Annotated in this window: 17 protein-coding genes, 1 tRNA gene and 1 riboswitch; of the genes, 10 read left to right on the top strand and 8 right to left on the bottom strand. The window is 69.9% G+C overall.

All coding sequences use genetic code 11. From position 1 onward, the window contains the following. Positions 1–167 precede the first annotated feature (167 nt). From AB0C19_RS03840 to AB0C19_RS03825, 4 genes are all read left to right on the top strand, one after another. Positions 168–1,106 (top strand): LD-carboxypeptidase, encoded by a 939-nt coding sequence (locus AB0C19_RS03840; RefSeq protein ID WP_357179489.1) that lies wholly within the window; start codon positions 168–170, stop codon positions 1,104–1,106. Beyond that, on the top strand, positions 1,034–1,705 hold the full coding sequence (locus AB0C19_RS03835; protein WP_357178912.1) for a class I SAM-dependent methyltransferase: 672 nt from the start codon (positions 1,034–1,036) through the stop codon (positions 1,703–1,705). The genes AB0C19_RS03840 and AB0C19_RS03835 overlap by 73 nt, the downstream gene beginning before the upstream one ends. 105 nt (positions 1,706–1,810) lie before the next feature. Continuing rightward, complete coding sequence (locus AB0C19_RS03830; protein WP_357178909.1) at positions 1,811–2,332, top strand: 2'-5' RNA ligase family protein; 522 nt, start codon at positions 1,811–1,813, stop codon at positions 2,330–2,332. Between the two features lie 73 nt (positions 2,333–2,405). Next, positions 2,406–2,948: a hypothetical protein gene (locus AB0C19_RS03825; protein ID WP_357178906.1), complete on the top strand. Its 543-nt coding sequence runs from the start codon at positions 2,406–2,408 to the stop codon at positions 2,946–2,948. A gap of 16 nt (positions 2,949–2,964) precedes the next feature. Here AB0C19_RS03825 and AB0C19_RS03820 read toward each other — a convergent pair. Both AB0C19_RS03820 and AB0C19_RS03815 read right to left on the bottom strand, forming a co-directional pair. After that, positions 2,965–3,038, bottom strand: a tRNA-Gly gene (locus AB0C19_RS03820). A gap of 252 nt (positions 3,039–3,290) precedes the next feature. Next, positions 3,291–3,848: a pyridoxamine 5'-phosphate oxidase family protein gene (locus AB0C19_RS03815; RefSeq protein ID WP_357178904.1), complete on the bottom strand. Its 558-nt coding sequence runs from the start codon at positions 3,846–3,848 to the stop codon at positions 3,291–3,293. 99 nt (positions 3,849–3,947) lie between these two features. Here AB0C19_RS03815 and dcd point away from each other — a divergent pair, with 99 nt between their 5' ends. Then, positions 3,948–4,526 carry a dCTP deaminase gene (gene dcd, locus AB0C19_RS03810; RefSeq protein ID WP_030332009.1) on the top strand — a complete coding sequence of 193 codons (579 nt, stop codon included), beginning with the start codon at positions 3,948–3,950 and terminating at the stop codon, positions 4,524–4,526. A gap of 73 nt (positions 4,527–4,599) precedes the next feature. On the opposite strand, the gene AB0C19_RS03805 is transcribed toward dcd, so the two are convergent. After that, positions 4,600–5,577 (bottom strand): NlpC/P60 family protein, encoded by a 978-nt coding sequence (locus AB0C19_RS03805; RefSeq protein WP_357178899.1) that lies wholly within the window; start codon positions 5,575–5,577, stop codon positions 4,600–4,602. A gap of 76 nt (positions 5,578–5,653) precedes the next feature. After that, positions 5,654–5,789: riboswitch (cyclic di-AMP (ydaO/yuaA leader) on the bottom strand. 235 nt (positions 5,790–6,024) lie between these two features. On the opposite strand from AB0C19_RS03805, the gene AB0C19_RS03800 reads away from it, so the two are divergent. Beyond that, positions 6,025–8,007 carry a peptidoglycan recognition family protein gene (locus AB0C19_RS03800; RefSeq protein ID WP_357178896.1) on the top strand — a complete coding sequence of 661 codons (1,983 nt, stop codon included), beginning with the start codon at positions 6,025–6,027 and terminating at the stop codon, positions 8,005–8,007. A gap of 55 nt (positions 8,008–8,062) precedes the next feature. Here AB0C19_RS03800 and AB0C19_RS03795 read toward each other — a convergent pair whose 3' ends face one another. The 5 genes from AB0C19_RS03795 to AB0C19_RS03775 all read right to left on the bottom strand — a co-directional run bounded on the left by AB0C19_RS03795 (position 8,063) and on the right by AB0C19_RS03775 (position 14,338). Next, positions 8,063–9,076 carry an NlpC/P60 family protein gene (locus AB0C19_RS03795; protein WP_357178893.1) on the bottom strand — a complete coding sequence of 338 codons (1,014 nt, stop codon included), beginning with the start codon at positions 9,074–9,076 and terminating at the stop codon, positions 8,063–8,065. A gap of 167 nt (positions 9,077–9,243) precedes the next feature. Then, positions 9,244–10,245, bottom strand: coding sequence for a hemolysin family protein (locus tag AB0C19_RS03790; protein WP_112601088.1), 1,002 nt, complete (start codon positions 10,243–10,245; stop codon positions 9,244–9,246). Beyond that, positions 10,238–11,563, bottom strand: a complete 1,326-nt coding sequence (locus tag AB0C19_RS03785) for a hemolysin family protein (RefSeq protein WP_357178888.1) — start codon at positions 11,561–11,563, stop codon at positions 10,238–10,240. Before AB0C19_RS03785 ends, AB0C19_RS03790 begins: the two co-directional genes overlap by 8 nt. 103 nt (positions 11,564–11,666) lie before the next feature. After that, the gene (locus AB0C19_RS03780; protein ID WP_357179486.1) at positions 11,667–13,865 is read right to left on the bottom strand and encodes a (Fe-S)-binding protein; all 2,199 of its coding nucleotides are present in this window, start codon (positions 13,863–13,865) and stop codon (positions 11,667–11,669) included. Between the two features lie 206 nt (positions 13,866–14,071). Continuing rightward, entirely contained in the window at positions 14,072–14,338 is a 267-nt protein-coding gene (locus AB0C19_RS03775) for a cell division protein CrgA (RefSeq protein WP_238687690.1), read from the bottom strand. A 221-nt stretch (positions 14,339–14,559) separates the two neighbouring features. On the opposite strand from AB0C19_RS03775, the gene AB0C19_RS03770 reads away from it, so the two are divergent. The 4 genes from AB0C19_RS03770 to AB0C19_RS03755 are packed head-to-tail and all read left to right on the top strand — an operon-like array spanning position 14,560 to position 18,038. Further along, on the top strand, positions 14,560–15,360 hold the full coding sequence (locus AB0C19_RS03770; protein WP_357178885.1) for a DUF881 domain-containing protein: 801 nt from the start codon (positions 14,560–14,562) through the stop codon (positions 15,358–15,360). Continuing rightward, a complete protein-coding gene (locus AB0C19_RS03765) occupies positions 15,357–17,099 on the top strand; it encodes a class E sortase (protein WP_357178882.1) in 1,743 nt (580 codons plus the stop codon). Before AB0C19_RS03770 ends, AB0C19_RS03765 begins: the two co-directional genes overlap by 4 nt. Positions 17,100–17,103: 4 nt before the next feature. Then, complete coding sequence (locus AB0C19_RS03760) at positions 17,104–17,385, top strand: hypothetical protein (protein WP_238687886.1); 282 nt, start codon at positions 17,104–17,106, stop codon at positions 17,383–17,385. A 2-nt stretch (positions 17,386–17,387) separates the two neighbouring features. After that, on the top strand, positions 17,388–18,038 hold the full coding sequence (locus AB0C19_RS03755; RefSeq protein ID WP_357178878.1) for an aminodeoxychorismate/anthranilate synthase component II: 651 nt from the start codon (positions 17,388–17,390) through the stop codon (positions 18,036–18,038). The last annotated feature ends 25 nt before the right edge of the window (positions 18,039–18,063 follow it).

The following is an 18,063-nucleotide window of genomic DNA, read 5'->3' as shown; positions in this document are numbered from 1 at the left end:
TGGGACGCGTCTCGAAATGAGATGCGCACGGGCTCGCGCACCTGTTGGATCTCGACATGGAGCATGAGCTTGTTCGTCCTCGGAAGGCACGCCCGGGGGACCACCTCGCGGTCCTCTCACCGTCCTTCGCCGCGGCCGGCGCCTATCCCGGGATCCACGAGCAGGCAATGCGACGGCTCGCTGACCTGACCGGCCTCGTTCCGGTCGAATACCCCACCACCCGCCAGGTGGGCGCGAGCGCGGCAGCGCGGGCGGCGGACATCAACGCCGCCTTCGCGGATCCCCGGGTACGCGGCATTCTCGCCGTCGTCGGCGGCGACGACCAGATCACTGTCATCCCCCACCTGGACGCCGACCTGGCCCGAGCCGACCCGAAGCCGTTCCTCGGCACCAGCGACAACACCAACCTGCACCACTGGCTCTGGGGTCACGGCATCGCCAGCTTCTACGGCGGGTCCTCCCAGGTGCACCTCGGCCCCGGGCCTGCCGTCGACGACATCCACGTTCGGTCGCTGCGAGCGGCGTTACTCACCGGGGATCGGCTGGAGATCACCGACCCGGGTGAGTCCGAGGATGTCGGAATCGACTGGGCAGATCCGCAGGCGTTGAAGTCGTTTGGGGAGCGCGAACCGACGGAGCCGTGGAGCTGGCACGGGCCGTCCCGCGCAGTCACCGGCCGCACCTGGGGTGGCTGCCTGGAAGTCATCCAGTGGATCCTGACGGCGGGACGCTTCCCGTTTCCCCCGGAGGTCCTGCACGGCGGGGTGCTGATCATCGAGACGTCGGAGGAGCTTCTCCCCGCCCGCGAAGTCGGCTGGATCGTCCGGTCACTGGGTGAACGAGGTCTTCTCAGCGCCGTCGACGCGGTCCTGGTCGCCCGTCCGCCGGTCTCCGACCACACCCGTCGACCCCCGGCCGCGGATCGGGCGCGACTTCGCGAGCAGCAGCGCGACACTGTCGTCGACGTGGTGACCCGCTACAACCCCGAGGCCGTCGTCTGCGTCGGCGTCCCGTTCGGCCACACCAGACCGCAGTGGATCCTTCCTCACGGCGGCCCGGTCACCGTCGACGGCGTGGAACGTCGCATCTTCGCCGACTACCGATAGCGGCCCTCTGCCAACTGCTGCGGGCGAGCGTCGTGCCGCCGGGCGAAAACGGTTGCGGATCCCCTCGGCGGTCGGGATCGTGCTCGGATGCCTACCGGGACCGGGTGACCGGCATCGACGCGAGCGCCACAGTGCTCCGCCATGCCCACTCACGTGCCGGCCGAGCGCAGTTTCGCCTGCACGACCTGGAGCGGCCATTGGACTTCGCCGCCGATGCGTCCTTCGACGGGATCGTCTGCGCGCTGGTCATCGGTCATCTGACAAACCGGCGGCAGTTGCTCGCCGAGATGCGCCGGGTGCTACGTCCCGCCGGCTGGCTCGTCATCTCGACCACCCATCCGACGGCTGACTGGCGACACTTCGGCGGCTCCTACTACGACGATTCCTGGGTCGACCTGCCGCACGGGCCGGGCGCTCTCCACTTCCAGCGGATGACGGTGGAAACATTCCTCGGCGAACTCCTGGACGCCGGATTCCTACTGGAGAAGCTCGTCGAGCCACGGCCGCGCGCCGAACTCCGCACGGTCGACGAAGCCGCGTACACCCGTCTCACCGAACGGCCGTCCTTCCTCGCCGCACGACTGCGGTCCGGAGACTAGGGACGGGCGCTTGCACACCACGCCTGTCCGACCTTGCTGGCGCGGACCGCCCGGCGGGTGGTGAATCCAGTGGACCGGCACCGACGGTGGTTGGAAACTGCGGGGATGGAACCGACACAGACGGCGCTCATCGTGCCGATACCCGAGGCCGAGGAGGCGGTGGGCCGGTTCCGGGCCTCGCTGGACCCGGCCGCCGGGTGGGGGGTGCCAGCGCACGTGACCGTCCTCCACCCGTTCCTGCCCCCACAGGAGATCGATGAGCAGGTCTTGGCGGTGCTGCGCGACACCATTGCCGGGATACCGCGTTTCAACGTCGCGCTGACGCACGTTGGCTGGTTTGGTGACACGGTCGTCTGGCTTGCTCCGCAGCCAGCTCGCCCGTTCCGGGAACTTACGTCGGCGGTGTGGCAGCGCTTTCCCGAGGCACCCCCGTATGCCGGGGCGCACAGCGACGTGGTGCCACACCTGACCATCGGTCACGACGCCGCCAAGCCCACGCTGAGCCACGCCGCAGAAGCCGTCTCCGCGCACCTGCCGATCACCGCAGCCATCGACAGAGTCCGGCTCATTGCCGGAACGCCCGACGTCAGCCCTTGGCGTACCGTCTGCGACTTCCCGCTGGGATGACTCCGGCTACCGGCCCGCTAATGGCCCGCCGACCCTCGCGAATCCGGTGGTCGGGTGACCGATGATGGTCGCGATGACGACACCACGAGGCGAACGCGATCAGGCCAGTCTTCAGCGGCGGCTGGACGTATTGAAGCTGCCGGTTGTGCCACTGGAACGCCATGGATTTCTGACGCCCTCGGACCGCGCGGATATGGAGAGCGAGCCTGAGGCGGTCGGCGTCGGGCCCGATGGTACGGCGTTCGCCGTCTGGTCAAACCGGATCGACTCCCGGCGCAAGCAGGTCACCTGGCATGTCGGTGGCAAGGGGATCCGGACTGTCGGTGCCATCGACGTGGAGACGGACCTTCGGGTGTCGTTCGTGCAGCCGCTGCGCATCGGCACAGACGGCGTGCGCCGCATCGGCGGGCAGTGCCGTCTCGTGCTACCTGATGGCGTCGAAGCACAGCGGCTCCGCTACACCTGCCGGAGCGGGCGACCTGCACGCCTTCACCCGAGGCACTTGGTACCGAACCAACATGGACGAGCTGCAGACTGTTGCGCTGAGTTCAACAGCGAACGCGGCGAGCGGGCATCACCCGGAACCACGGAAGCCCTGGCGGGACGTCTGTCCTGACCAGGGCTTCCGTACGTGGAGCGGGTGACGGGAATCGAACCCGCACTGTCAGCTTGGGAAGCTGATGTTCTGCCATTGAACTACACCCGCAAGCGGCACCACTGTACCCGAGTCGTCGGGCCTCTGCACCCAGGTACCCCCGCCGGCCGCAGGTGTCCGCGTACCGCTCCGCCCGGGTTGATCCACTCGACTTTCTGGAAGTCGGGGCATCCGGAGCGCTGGGACCCCGCGACTTTCTTGAAGTCGAGTTGATCACCGCAGGCGGCGGGCGCTGGACCGGCACGTACGCCCGGTGCCGGCTCCGTTACGACGGAGCCGGCACCGATGATCTTCCGGCGGTGGTCAGGCGGCCGTGCACTGGACGTCACGGCTGAGGCGGGTCGGGCGAGCCTGCGGGACGGCGAGCGGCGCTGCCACCGCCGACGGGGCGTTTGGGTCGAGCCAGACCCGAACGGCCGGCCGACTCGGCGCGAGGCCCGGAATGCCCGCGATGTGCTGCTCGCGGCGGGTGAGCATCGCCACGTCGACAGTGAACTCGAAGAGCCGCCAGTCGACCTGCGGCTCGGCCCGGGCGCTCTGCGCCAACTGGGCCACCCGGATCGGATCGTTCACCGGACGGGCGTGCCCCGCCACGTACGCCTCGTCGTCGCTCTCCTCCGCCGGGAACGAGTGCAGCGCGTAGCGGCCGTCACGTTCGAGGTCGCGACGCTTGGGCGAGTCGATGATGAAGCAGAACAGCCCCTCGGCGGTGATGACCGGGGAGACCGGATGGACGCGGGGCCCGCCGTCGGCACGGACAGTGGCCAGATAGCCGAAGCCCGGCCCGTATTGCTGGAGGAGAATGCGGATCCCGTCGGCGAGTCGGGGCTCGTCGGCGGCGAATTCGGACCAGGAAGCCATGTGGGCATTCTATCGAACAAATGTACGAGCAGCGACCTCGACGCGCTGGTCACCGGCACCGAATCCAGCCACTTTCGGCAACGCGGCTATGGTGGTCCGATGCTGCTCTCCGACCGCGACCTGGTCTCCGAGATCAAGGCCGGCACGCTGGGCCTGGAGCCGTTCGAGCCCACCCTGGTCCAACCCTCCAGCATCGACGTCCGACTCGACCGGCTGTTCCGGGTCTTCAACAACCATCTCTACACCCACATCGATCCCGCGATGCAGCAGGACGACCTGACCTCGGCGGTCGAGGTCCCCGACGGCGAGCCGTTCGTGCTGCACCCGGGGGAGTTCGTGCTCGCCTCGACGCTGGAGGTCATCTCGCTGGGTGACCAGCTCGCCGGCCGACTGGAGGGCAAGAGCTCCCTGGGCCGGCTCGGTCTGCTCACGCACTCCACCGCCGGCTTCATCGACCCGGGCTTCTCCGGTCACGTGACGCTGGAACTCTCGAACGTGGCGAACCTGCCGATCACCCTCTGGCCGGGCATGAAGATCGGGCAGCTCTGCATCTTCCGGCTCTCCTCGCCGGCCGAGCACCCGTACGGCTCGGTGGTCTACGGCTCGCGCTACCAGGGCCAGCGGGGGCCGACACCCAGCCGCGCCTGGCAGCACTGGCGCACCTGGCCAACCCGCTGAGGCCCACCCGCTAGAACCGAGACGACGAGGGCCCGCCGCGACGGATCGCGACGGGCCCTTCGAGCACTCACTGTCAGCCTGGACGGCCGTAGCTGTGGATCGGGCCGTCGTCGACCTTCTTCATCTTGACCGGCTGACCGGCCTGCGAGGCGTGCACCACCCAGCCGCCGCCGACGTACATGCCGACGTGGTGGATGTCGCTGTAGTAGAAGACCAGATCGCCAGGGCGCAGGTCGCCCTTGCTGACGTCCTTGGTCACCCGGCTCTGCGCGGCGGCGTTGTGTGGCAGCGACACGCCGGCCTTCGCCCAGGCGGCCAGCATCAGCCCGGAGCAGTCGTACGAGTTCGGGCCCTCGGCACCCCAGACGTAGGGCTTGCCGATCTGCGCGCAGGCGAACTTGACTGCGGTGCCCGCGGCGCCGCCGGGGTAGCTACCCGGGCAGGGCGCCGGGCGCAGCGGACCGCCGCCGCCGTTGCCGTACACCTTGAGGCGCAGCTTCTGCAGGCGGTCGATCTCATCGTTGATCTGCTTCTTCTTCGCCGCCAGCTGAGCTTCCGTGCGGGTCAGCTGGGCCACCATCTCGTCCAGTGGCGCCTTCTGCGCGGCCAACTGGTCGCGCAGGTCGGCCACCTGGCGTACGTCCTTCTGCTGGTTGTGCGCGAAGCGGTCGAGCATTTCGAGCTGGCCGACCACCTCGCTGGGCGACCGGCTGCCCAGCACGGCGTTGACCGTCGAGACGTTCTCACCCTTGTAGGCGCGTACGGCCAGGGCGCTGACCTTGTCCATCGCGGCGTCGACCTGGCGCTCGAGCGGAGTGATCCGGGCGGCCAGCGCGTCGGCCTGCTTGCGCTTCGCGGCGAGGTCGGTGCGGGTGGCGTTGTGCCGTTCGATGATCGGTTCGAGCTTGTTCCAGTCGGCGTCGATCTGGCGCTCGATCTCGGCGACGGACGGATCGGCGTGGGCCGCCGTGGCACTGCCGGTCAGAACGACGGCGATGCCGGCCAGCGCGGCGAGTGCGGTGGTGAAGCGGGACCAGCGTGGGCGCGGCACTATCGACACCGGGCCGGCTGATGCCGACCGCTCGGACGACGGCCGCGGGGCATGGAGTGCCACCGGGGTTCCGTACTCCTTCTTCCTGACCGCCTACCGGGTTAGCTGACGGGTTCGGGCGGGAAGTCGGCGCCCTACCGCAGTGGCTGCGGATTCACCCCGAGGGACTTGGGTCCCCGGTTCGCTCGGAAACGACTCGGCGGTGTCGGTCCGTTACCGCCCGGGCTGGGCGGAGCTGCTGTCGGGCCGACGAATGACCAGAGTAGAGACGCTTGTTACCGATCCGCAACCCGTGCGGCAGTGACACTCCGTACGGATTGGAAGAGGTCACCGACAGTGCGTGAAGAATTCTTTCCATCGGCTTCGATAGATAGAAAGGTATTGACGTGACCTCCCGGACGGCGCGATGGTGACCTGACCTCACTTCGCGAGAATCTAGGGGGTTCGATGCACCATCCAACCCTGTCGACCGGCTGGCGCGCACTGCTCGCCGCCACAGTGGTCGCCGCCGCGACCACTGTGCCGCTCTCCGTCGGCCCGGCCGCCGCAGCGCCCACCACCGACCGCCAGCAGCAGTACGCCGCTGCGGCCAGCGAGTACGGCGTGCCGGCCGTCGTGCTGCTCGCCGTCTCCTACCTGGAGTCGCGCTGGGACACCAACGCCGGCACACCGAGCACCAGTGGCGGCTACGGCCCGATGCACCTGACCGACGCCCGGCACGTGACCGCCCTGCCCGGGCGCGGCCACCACGACGCCGGCGCCGAGGACCCACGCGGCGACGACTCCCGTCCCGCCCGGGTGCCAGCGCCCCGGCCGGTCGAGGCACCCGCGCCGTCCACAGCGGCGTTGCAGACCGTCGACGCCGCCGCCACGCTGACCGGCGCCACCCCGGAGGCACTGCGCACCGACGCGGGCCTCAACATCCGGGGTGGGGCCGCACTGCTGAGCGCGTACCAGAGGGATCTGGGCGCGCCGGTCGGCGCGGACACCGACCCGGCCGCCTGGTACGGCGCGGTGGCCCGCTACTCCGGCGCGGACAGCGCCGACGCCGCCGCGGCCTTCGCCGACGAGGTCTTCACCACCATCGGCGCGGGCGAAGCCCGGGTGACCGACGACGGCCAGCAGATCACACTGCCGGCTCGCGCGGTACGGCCCGAGCGTTCCTGGCTGGACCGGCTGGGCCTGCGCCGCCTGGCCCGCCCGGACGGGGTGGAGTGCCCCCGCGCCATCTCCTGCGAGTGGATCCCGGCGCCCTACGAGGCGTTCGGCGACGGGGACTACGGCAACCACGACCTCTCCGACCGGCCCGGGCGGCAGAAGATCGAGTACATAGTCATCCACGACACCGAGGCGAGTTGGGCCACGACCCTGCAACTCGTCCAGGACCCGACCTACGTGAGCTGGCACTACTCGCTGCGCTCGGTAGACGGGCACATCGCCCAGCACGTGAAGACCAAGGATGTCGGCTGGCACGCCGGCAACTGGTACGTCAACGCGAAGTCGATCGGGTTGGAACACGAGGGCTTCGCGGCGCAGGGCACCTGGTACACCGAGGCGATGTACCGGACCTCGGCGAAGCTGGTTCGGCACCTGGCGCTGCGGCTGGGCATCCCACTGGACCGGCAACACATCATCGGCCACGACAACGTGCCCGGCACCATTCCCTCGACAGTGCGGGGAATGCACTGGGATCCGGGCCCGTACTGGGACTGGACGCACTACTTCGACCTGCTGCACGCGCCTCGACTGGACACCGGCACCCCGGCCACCGGAATGGTGCGGATCGACCCGGACTACGCCACCAACCAGCCGGCGTTCACCGACTGCGTCACCCCGGGCGTGCCCTGCGCGCCACGCGGCTCCTCGGCGGTGGTGCTGCGCAGCGCACCGTCCGCGGACGCGCCGCTGGTCAACGACATCGCGCTCCGCCCGGACGGCACCCCGAACACGATGGTCGTGTCGGACCACGGGGCCCGGGCGTCAGCCGGGCAGACGTACGCGCTGGCCGGGCGGCAGGGTGACTGGACGGCGATCTGGTACCTCGGGCAGCGGGCCTGGTTCCACAACCCGGCGTCCGCGCCGACCGCCAGTTGGACCGTCGGCGTCGTGGCCACGCCGAAGCCCGGACGGACCACCGTTCCGGTCTACGGACGGGCGTACCCGGAGCAGTCCGCGTACCCGGAAGGGGTGCCCTACCAGGCGATATCGCCTCTTCAGTACACCCTGGCCGCCGGGCAGCGGTACGCCGTCGGCGCGGTGCTGGCCGGGGAGTACTACCGGGCCAGCACCGTCGACGGCTCCTCGCCCGGCGACTGGACGGTGATTCGCGGCAAGAACCGGTACGCGCAGATCCAGTTCGGCCACCGGATCATGTACGTCGACCTCGCCGACGTACAGCTGTTGCCGTCCCCGGTGGGCGCGCCCCGCTGAGAACCACGAAGGCCCCCGGTCGGTGACCGGGGGCCTTCGTGTCGCGTGAGGTGGATCAGCCAGGTCTGCGGAACCCGGCGACGGGCATGGTGTTGATGCTGGACACCTGCACCGGCTTACCGGCACGTGGTGCGTGCACCATGGTGTTGTTGCCCAGATAGAGCCCGACGTGACTCAGGCCGGAGAAGAAGAAGACCAGGTCACCGGGGCGGGCGTCGCCTCGCGAGATGGCCTTGCCCTCGTTCCACTGGTCACCGGTGTGGTGGGTGAGGTAGATCCCGGCCGCCTTGTAGGCGTACTGGGTCAGCCCCGAGCAGTCGAACGAGTTCGGCCCGGTGGCGCCCCAGACGTACGGCTTGCCGACCTTGCCACAGGCGGTCTTGATCGCGGTGCGTGCTGCCGCGCTGACCACCCCGTTGATGGTCGGGCAGGCCGCGGTCTTGACCGTGGTCTTGGGCATCGACGCCTCGAGCTGCTTGATTTCGGCGTCGATCTGCTTCTTCTTGGCCGCCAGCTCGTTCTGCTGCTTGGTCTGCGTGACGATCAGCGCGTCCAGCTTCTGCTTCTCGCCGTCGTACTTGGCCCGCACCGCCAGCACACCCTCGACCTCCTTGCGCTCCTGCGAAGCGAGCCGGTCGAGGATGGTGAGCTGCTCCGTGAGCGTGTCCGGCTTGGCGCTGACCAGCAGCGCGCCGATGTCGTGCGACGGGCCCGAGATGTAGTAGCGGGAGGCGAGGTCGCCGACCCGGTTGAGCGCCAGCTCGCTCTGCAGCGCCAGCGGCTCGATCTTCTTCTGCAGGTTCGCCGACTTCTGCCGGTTGACCTTCAACTGCGCCCGGACCTTGTTGTACTGCTCGATGGTGGGCTCCAACTGCTCCCACTTCTTGTCGATCTGCGCCTCGATCTCGTCGACCGTGGGCGCGGCATGTGCCGGCGCGGTCAGCAGACCGGCGCCGACCGCCGCCGCGGCGACCAGGATCAGCACCCGTTGCGCGACGCGGCGCAGGCCACCAGAGCGAGCAGACGCAAACAGGTCGTGACGATGAGGGGGCATGGTTGCCACCGGCACCGACTCCTTTGCAACCGACCGCCGGGCGCCTCGCGTGAGGGAAGGGCCGAGGCAGACGACCCACAGCGGTCGGTGCCCCACATTAGGGAAGCTCGGTGCGGTAATCAAGGCGAGGGCGGTAACCATCACTGTCGTGCAACCGCTTGCACACCAAGGGTATTGGCCCATCACCCAACGATTGCGGTCAATACATCGTCAAGAGTGACCACACCGAGTGGCCGTCGACCGTCGCTGACCAGCACCATGTGCCGCCGTTCGCGACGCATCGCCAGCAGCAGATCGGCCAGCGTACGGTCCGGCGGCACCACCGCCAGCGGCCGGTAGACGTCGGCCGGCACCGGGGACCGGCGGCCCTGCCCGGCGTACCCGAGCACGTCCTTGACGTGCACAAATCCGAGCACCCGACGGGTCGACCGCTGCACCACCGGGAACCGGGACCGACCGGTCCGGGTCGCCAGCACCTCCAGTGACGCCGGCGAGACGTCCTCGGCCACCGTCACCACCGTCGACCACGGTTGCAGCGCGTCCGCCGCCGTCCGGGCGTGCAGGGCCAGCGCGCCGGTGATCCGGGCGTGCTGCTCCGCGTCGAGCAGCCCCTCGGTCCGCGCCTGGGAAACCAACCCGGCCAACTCCTCGGCGGTGAACACCGTCTTCACCGCCTCGGACGCCTCGATCCGCCAGAACGCGAGCACCCGCCGCGCCGCCCATTTCATAGCGAGCAACAACGGTTTGGTGGCCACACAGAATGCCAGCATCGCCGGACCGAGCCAGAGCGCGGAGACCTCCGGACCGGCCAGCGTGATGTTCTTCGGCACCATTTCACCGACGACCGTGTGGAGAAACACCACCACGCCCAGTGCCAACACGAACGCCACCGGGTGCACCGCCCGCTCCGGCAGACCGGCCGCGTGGAACGGCGGCTCCAGCAGGTGAGCCAGCGCCGGTTCGGCGATCGCGCCCAGACCCAGCGAGCAGACCGTGATGCCGAGCTGCGCGCCAGCGATCATCAGGGGGATCTGGTTCATCGCCGACAACGCCCAGCGGGCGCGTTTCGACCCGGCGGCCAGCGGCTCGATCACCGTCCGGCGGGACGCGATGAGCGCGAACTCGCTGCCCACGAAGAACCCGTTGCCGAGCAGCAACAGCACTGTCACCAGCAGCTCAGTCATCGTCGTCCGGATCCGCCGGGCGCAACACCCGGACCTGCTCGATCCGGTGCCGCTCCACCTCGACCACTGTGAACTCCCAGCCGTCCGTCTCGACCGTCTCGCCGGCGAGCGGGATGTGCCCGAGCTGGGCCATCAGGAACCCGGCCAACGTCTCGTACGGCCCCTCGGGCAGCCGGAAGCCGGTCTGCTCGGCCAACTCGTCGGAACGGAGCACACCGTCGACCAGCACTGTGCGCTCACCGCCCGGCACTGTCAGCTCGGCCGACCCGTTCTCGTCCACGCTCGCCGGGTCGAACTCGTCGGCGATCTCTCCGACCAGTTCCTCGACGAGGTCCTCGACTGTCACCACGCCGTCCGTGCCGCCGTACTCGTCGACCACGATGGCCAGGTCGGCCCCGGCCTCCTTCAGCGCGGCAAGGACACCGTCCAGGTTCAGGCTCTCCGGCACGTACACCGGCTCGCGGGCCACCGAGCCGACCCGGGTCGACGCCCGGTCGGCCAGCGGCACACCCAGCGCGTCGGGCACACCGGCCACACCGGTCACCAGGTCCAGGGTCTCCTCGTACACCGGGAAGCGGGTCCGCCCGGTCCGCCGCGACTGCTCCAGCAGCTCCGCCACTGTGGCGGTGGCGCGCAGCGCGACCACGTCCACCCTGGGGGTCATCGCCTCCGCGGCCCGCTTGTCACCGAAGCGGATGGTGCGACGCAGCAGCATGGCGGTGTCAGTGGGCAGCGCGCCGGCCCGCGCCGAGATGCCCGCCAGTAGGCCCAACTCCTCCGGCGAGCGGGCACTTGCCAACTCCTCCTGCGGCTCCACGCCCAGCGCCCGGACCAGTCGGTTCGCCGAGCCGTTCAACCCCCGGATCAGCCAGCCGAACGTCCGGGAGAAGGTGTGCATAGGGCCTGCCGTGGCCAGCGCCGCCGGCATGGGCCGGGCCAGCGCCGCGTTCTTCGGCACCAACTCGCCGAAGAGCATGGAGATCAGCGTGGCCAGTGCCAGCGCGATGAACGGGGTGAGCCGCTCGGTGCTGTCGCCGGCCAGCGGGCGCAGCAGCGGGGTGAAGAGCCGGGCCAGGGCCGGCTCGGCCAGGTAGCCGGTGAGCAGCGCGGTGATGGTGATGCCGAGCTGCGCCCCGGAGAGCTGGAAGGAGAGTTCGCGCAACGCTGTGCGTACCGTCAGGGCGGCCTGGTCGCCCGCGGCGGCCCGCCTGTCGATCTCCGCCCGGTCGACAGTGACCAGGGCGAACTCGGCCGCGACGAAGAACGCGTTGCCCGCGGTCAGGGCTACGAAGCCGACCAGGGGCAACAGCGTCGTCAAGAGTAGGCCGTCGATGTCGCCTCACCTCGGCGAGATTCTTGCACGACGGCGGCGGCCCCTGAGGGCCGCCGCCGTCGATGTTCAAAACCCTGGTGTACGCGTCTCAGCCGCCGATCGGAGCGGTCTCCTTGCCGCCCTGCGGCTGCTCGGGCTTGACCGAGCGGAGCAGTACGGTGGCCACGTCGATCACCTCGACCTGTTCGCCGGCGCCCTTGCCGTTGACCCCGTCGCTGAGCATGGTCGAGCAGAACGGGCAGCCGACAGCCACCGTCTTCGCCCCGGTCGCCATGGCCTCCTCGACGCGGTCCACGTTGATCCGCTTGCCGATCTTCTCCTCCATCCACATCCGGGCGCCGCCCGCGCCGCAGCAGAAGGAGCGTTCGCTGTTGCGCGGCATCTCGGTCAGGTCGCCAGCGATGGCGTCGCCGAGGACCTCCCGGGGGGCCGCGAAGACGCGGTTGTGCCGACCCAGGTAGCAGGGGTCGTGGTAGGTGACGCCGCCGTCGACCGGCTGCACCGGCGTGAGCTTGCCGGTGGCGACCAGGTGCGCGAGCAGTTGGGTGTGGTGGACCACCTCGAACTCCCCGCCGAGCTGCCCGTACTCGTTGCCCAGGGTGTTGAAGCAGTGCGGGCAGGTAGCGACGATCTTGCGCTTGGTCTTGTCCCGGCCCTCGAACGCCTCGTTCAGCGTCTCGACGTTCTGCTGGGCGAGCATCTGGAAGACGAACTCGTTGCCGATCCGTCGTGCCGGGTCGCCGGAGCAGGTCTCGCCCTCGCCGAGGATCGCGAACTTCACGCCCGCCTCGTTGAGCAGCGTGGCGACCGCGCGAGTGGTCTTCTTGGCCCGATCCTCGAACGCGCCGGCGCAGCCGACCCAGAACAGGTACTCGAAGTCGTCCACCTCGCCGACCCGGGGCACCTCGAAGTCCAGGCCCTTGGTCCAGTCCTCGCGGGTGTTTTGCGGGGCGCCCCACGGGTTGCCCTTGTTCTCCAGGTTGCGCAGCATCACGCCAGCCTCGGAGGGGAAGCTCGACTCGATCAGCACCTGGTAGCGGCGCATGTCGACGATGTGGTCGACGTGTTCGATGTCCACCGGGCACTGCTCGACGCAGGCGCCGCAGGTGGTGCAGGACCAGAGCACGTCCGGGTCGATGACACCGCCCTCCTCGGCGGTGCCGATCAACGGCTTGTCGGCCTCGGCGAGGGCCAGCACGTCCAGGTGGGCCAGCTGTGCCTGAGTGGCCTTCTCCTCGCCGGTCAGGTCCTTGCCGCCACCGGCCAGCAGGTAGGGCGCCTTCGCGTACGCGTGGTCGCGCAAACTCAGGATGAGCAGCTTGGGCGAGAGGGGCTTACCGGTGTTCCAGGCCGGGCACTGCGACTGGCAGCGGCCGCACTCGGTGCAGGTGCTGAAATCCAGGAGGCCCTTCCAGCTGAACTGCTCGACGTGGGCGACGCCGAACTGGTCCTTCTCCGGGTCCGCCTCCTCGAAGTCGAGCGGCTTGCCCTGACTCGTCATCGGGCGCAGCGCGCCGAGACCGGAGCCGGCCGGCCTGGCCGGCTCCCGCTTGAAGAAGATGTTGGGGAACGCCAGGAAGCGGTGCCAGGCGACGCCCATCGTGACGTTCAGGGAGATGACGATCAGCCACGTCATCGAAATAATGATCTTGATGGCCGCGGCGACGCTGACGCCGTCCGCCCAGTCGGGCAGCACCGCACCAACCGCGTGGCTGACCGGAGTGGCCCAGAACGGGAACTCGAAGTGGTCGGTGGCGACCTTGAAGCCCCGGATCACGAAGCCGAAGATCAGGACCAGCAGCACGATCCACTCGACGAAGTAGCCCTGCCACATGGTCGAGCCGGTGAACCGGGACCGCCCGCCCGGGCGGGTCGGCCGGTTGCGCAGCCGGATCGCCATCAGCACCAGGATGCCGACCAGACTCAGCACCCCGATGATCTCGGTGACCAGACCGAAGATCGTCCAGTGCCCGATGATCGGCAGACCGCCGTCGGTGGTGCCCACCTCGAAGTACGCCTCGAGCACCAGCAGCGACAGCACGACGAAGCCGACCATCACGAACCAGTGCGCGGCGCCCACCACGCCCCACTTGAGCATCCGGGTGTGGCCGGCCGTCTCCACCAGCATCGTCCTGGCGCGGGCGACCTTGTCGGAGAACCGCTCCGGCGCGGGTTGCCCGAGCCGGATGACTGCCACCATCTTCAGGACCGCACGCACCGCAAGCCACACCGCCACGGCGGTGATGGCGGCCGCGAGGATCGTGGTGACGATCTGGACGCTGCCCATCGAGTTGGCCTCCCCGGTCTGCTGCCTGATGACCTCGCTGTGCTCGGTCATGCAGTGCAGCCTACGCGAAGGTTACCCAGCGGTAACGTGAGTCATCTCGCAGTAGGCCGCGCTGCCTGCGCACACCATAGGGGGCCCCACCCGATCCTGCTGGGCAGGGGCTCGACGGGGTGACGTGGGACCGCCGACGCGACGGTCCGCTCGGATCAGCGCCAGCGAGAGAGCAACCCCAGCGAGGCGACCATCGCACCGAAGCCGACGGCGAGGTTCCAGTAACCCCACGCCATGACCGGGTACTCCTGCTCGGACAGGTAGTAGAGCACCAGCCAGCCGATCCCGACGACGATCAAGGCGACCGCGGTGATCGGCAACCACACCGGGCTAGGCTTGCGCGACGAAGACGTCGTCGTCGTCGGACGTACGTCCGTCGGCGGGGTGTACACCTTCTTCTTACGGACCTGAGACTTGGGCACGGCGCTCTCCAGAGGGGTGACGACCTCGTCCGGCCTGACAACCGGGCGCGGGGGCGACGGTCCATGGCCAATAATGTTCGAGAGCTAGCGTAGTCCCGATTGGCCGCCTGGACCACGAATGGGGTCAGGCCGGTGCACGGAGTGACCGAAAGAGGCGGGACTGTTCGCATCACCGGCCCAGCCGGCACGGACCGATCCCCGACACGCGGAAGGAACGCTCGGTGGAGTACACATCCGGCGCAACCTCCTGGCAGAAGGTCCTCCGACGGGCCGCCGCCGGGCTGCTGCCCCGGCGACCGCGCCAACGCCGTCCGGGCTGGTCGATCGGGGTGCCCCTGATCGCCGCGGCGGCCGGGTTGCTCTTCACCACCACCGCGACCACCGCGGGCGGCACCGCTCTCCGAGAGGACCGGCGCCCCCAGCTCAACCAACTCATCGAGGACCGCCGCGAACAGGTCGCCGCCAGCGAGCGCCGCGCCGCCACGCTGCGCGGCGAGGTCGAGCAACGGACCAACACCCTGGCCGGGTCGGACGCCCCGATCAAGGCTCAACAGAATCGCGCCCAGGGCAGCCTCCAGAACGCCGGGTTCACCGCCCTCAGCGGGCCCGGGGTCACAGTCGAGCTGAACGACGCGCCCCAACTCGAGCAGACGCAGTCGGACGCCAGCAACGACGACCTGGTGGTGCATCAGGGGGACGTGCAGGCGGTGGTCAACGCGCTCTGGGCCGGCGGAGCCGAGGCCATGTCAATCATGAATGTCCGCGTGCTCACCACCAGCGCGGTACGCTGCGTCGGTAACACCCTGCTACTGCACGGCCGGGTGTACTCCCCACCGTTCAAGATCGTAGCGATCGGCGATCCCGCTGCCCTCCAGCAGGCCCTCGCCAGCTCTCAGGGAGTCCGGTTGTTCAAGGACGCGGTCGACGACTACCAGCTTGGCTACAGCGAGACGGCCTCCACTGTGCGAGTTCCCGCATTCGAGGATTCCACCGCCCTGCGCTCGGCTACGGTGCCCAAGTGAGCGGGCCGGACGAACGACGCGACGGGCGACACCGGGACCAGACCGACGAGCCGACAGCCTTTCTGCCCAAGTTCGACCGGCCCGAGTCGGCACCGGGCCGACCGACCCCGGCCAGCAACTGGCCCGAGCCGGTGCTGCAACCGCCGCGCGCTGAGCAGCCGCCGCGACCCGAGCAGCCGCCGCGAGCCCAGCAGCCGCCGCACGCCGAGCAGCCGCCGCCGAGCGTCACTCGACCCGAGCCGCCCGGGACCCCGGGCCGCCCGGGTGCCGAAGCGCCGCCGCCGTGGCCGGGCAGCGCGGCTGCCGGGCCGGGCTCGCACGGCAGCGCCGGGGTTCCCCCCGCGACCACCCCCGGCCGACCGACCGCCAGCAACCAGGGCCCGGTTCGGCCCGCTGCCCCCGGCAACGCCCCGACCCGACCCCCCGCACCCAGCGCCGCGTCCACCCGACCGACCGCGCCCGGCACCGCACCGACCCGCCCGCCGGGCGCAGGCAACCCACCCGGCACCGCACCGACCCGCCCGGCCACGCCCGGCGGGATGCCGATGCCGACCCGGCCGGCGGCCCCCGGTACACCGAGCCGGCCTGTCTCCTCCGGGCCCTCGACGCCGCCGCTTGCCGACTCGCCGACCGCGTACATTCCGCAGGTCACCGCCCGTCCCGGCCGACCCACCGGCTCCCCGGCCACCCCGGTCTCACCGGCCGCCCCCGAGCGCGTCGCAGCGGCCGGGCCGGAAGGCTTCGTGTCGACCGGGCCGAGCCGGGTCCCGCCGACCGGGCCGAGCCGGGTCCCGCCGAGCGCTGGCGGGGATCGCGGCGCGGACCCGGCCGCCACCGCGTTGATTCCGGCAGTGCCAGGCACTCCTGCCACCAGGCCGCCGACAATGGATTCGACAGCGTTGATGGGGGCCGTCCCCCGCACCGCCGTCCCGGATGAGCCGACCGCCGCCAACCCCGCCGACCCTCCCCAACCCCGACGCGGCGAGCGGGTGGTGCAACTTCGGCCGCACCAGACCGGTGAGGGCTACAAGAGCGTCTACTCCGAGCTGACCCGACCGTCGTTCGGCTCGCGACTGCGCACCGGCGTCCGCGTCACCGGCGAAATCCTGATCACCTTCGGTCTGGTGGTCCTGCTCTTCGCCGGCTACGAGGTCTGGGGCAAGTCGGCCATCGTCGACGCCCACCAGAACGACCTCAACAACCAGTTGGCCCAGGCGTGGGGCCCGACCGACGACCCGACGGTGGCCCCGTCTGTCGGCCCGAGCGTCAAACCGTCCCCGCCGGTACGCGGAAAGCCGCTCGCCGGCCTCTACATCCCCAAGCTCGACAAGAACTGGGTCGTCGTCGAGGGCGTCACTCAGCAGGACATTCGCTTCGCCCCCGGCCACTACCCGACCAGTGCGCTCCCCGGCCAGGTGGGCAACTTCTCCGTCGCCGGCCACCGCAACCGGGCCACCTTCTGGCGGCTGGACGAGCTGAATGAGGGCGACCCGATAGTGGTCGAGAGCAAGACCGACTGGTACGTCTACCGGGTGTCGCAGTCCCGGATCGTCCGGCCGACCCAGGTCGAGGTGGTGGCACCGGTGCCCGGCGAACCGGACAAGAAGGCGACCAAGCGGATGCTCACCCTCACCACGTGCAACCCGAAGTTCGACAACTACCAGCGCCTGATCATCCACGCCGAACTGGACCGCACCCAACCCAAGTCCGCGGGCCGGCCGGCGGAGCTGGGAGGCTGACCCGATGTACGCGTTCATCTGGCGCAAGCTGCCGTTCGGCGTGGTAGGAAAGTTGACCGGCTCGGTCCTTCTGGTGGCTGCCACTGTGGCCCTGCTGTGGTACGTCGCCTTCCCGTGGGCCGAGCCCCTGCTGCCCTTCGACGACGTGCAGGTCGAGTCAGGAGTGCCCGCCGAGACGGGTGGCGGCGGCGACCCGGTGACCGGGGAGACCCCGGCCGGCGACGAGCACGAACTGCCGTACGACACCGACCAGAACAACCCCGCGCCCCCCTCCCCGAGCAGGTGACCATGCGCGTCCTGGTGATCGACAACTACGACTCCTTCGTGTTCAACCTCGTGCAGTACCTGGGCCAGCTCGGCGTGGACTGCGAGGTCCGCCGCAACGACGAGATCGACGTCGCCGAGGTGGGCACTGTTGGCGCCGACGGCATCCTGCTGTCGCCCGGGCCGGGCAGCCCGGACCGGGCCGGCATCTGTCTGGACGTCATCCGGGAGTACGCGGGCCAACTCCCGATCTTCGGCGTCTGCCTCGGCCATCAGGCGATCGGCGAGGCCTTCGGGGCGACGGTGACGCGCGCCCCCGAGCTGCTGCACGGCAAGACCTCCGAGGTACGACACCACTCGGTCGGCGTACTCGCCGGTCTGCCCGACCCGTTCACCGCCACCCGGTACCACTCGCTGGCCGTGCTGCCCGAGACGCTCCCCGACGAGCTGGAGGTCACCGGCTGGACCGGCTCCGGCGTGGTGATGGCGATGCGGCACCGGACGCTGCCCATCGAGGGCGTCCAGTTCCACCCGGAGTCGGTGCTCACCGAGGGCGGTCACCTGATGCTGGCCAACTGGCTGGCCAGTTGCGGTCACCCCGAGGCGCTGGAGCGGGCGCCCGCGCTGGCCGCCGATGTGGACGCCCGTCGTCGGGCGGCCTTCGCCACCGCCTGAGACGGCGGCCCGATCACCGGATCAT

Source organism: Micromonospora sp. NPDC048842, assembly GCF_040649935.1.
Classification (GTDB): Bacteria; Actinomycetota; Actinomycetes; order Mycobacteriales; family Micromonosporaceae; genus Micromonospora; species Micromonospora hortensis.
Note: the sequence above shows the minus strand (reverse complement) of the source record. Positions and strands in the feature narration are given on the sequence as shown.

Coding starts and splice junctions, on each gene's coding strand:
- AB0C19_RS03830 (WP_357178909.1), top strand. CDS start 1,811: ATGGAACCGACACAGACGGCGCTCATCGTGCCGATACCCGAGGCCGAG.
- AB0C19_RS03815 (WP_357178904.1), bottom strand. CDS start 3,848: ATGGCTTCCTGGTCCGAATTCGCCGCCGACGAGCCCCGACTCGCCGAC.
- AB0C19_RS03780 (WP_357179486.1), bottom strand. CDS start 13,865: ATGGGCAGCGTCCAGATCGTCACCACGATCCTCGCGGCCGCCATCACC.
- AB0C19_RS03825 (WP_357178906.1), top strand. CDS start 2,406: ATGACGACACCACGAGGCGAACGCGATCAGGCCAGTCTTCAGCGGCGG.
- AB0C19_RS03755 (WP_357178878.1), top strand. CDS start 17,388: ATGCGCGTCCTGGTGATCGACAACTACGACTCCTTCGTGTTCAACCTC.
- dcd (WP_030332009.1), top strand. CDS start 3,948: ATGCTGCTCTCCGACCGCGACCTGGTCTCCGAGATCAAGGCCGGCACG.
- AB0C19_RS03760 (WP_238687886.1), top strand. CDS start 17,104: ATGTACGCGTTCATCTGGCGCAAGCTGCCGTTCGGCGTGGTAGGAAAG.
- AB0C19_RS03790 (WP_112601088.1), bottom strand. CDS start 10,245: ATGACTGAGCTGCTGGTGACAGTGCTGTTGCTGCTCGGCAACGGGTTC.
- AB0C19_RS03840 (WP_357179489.1), top strand. CDS start 168: ATGCGACGGCTCGCTGACCTGACCGGCCTCGTTCCGGTCGAATACCCC.
- AB0C19_RS03800 (WP_357178896.1), top strand. CDS start 6,025: ATGCACCATCCAACCCTGTCGACCGGCTGGCGCGCACTGCTCGCCGCC.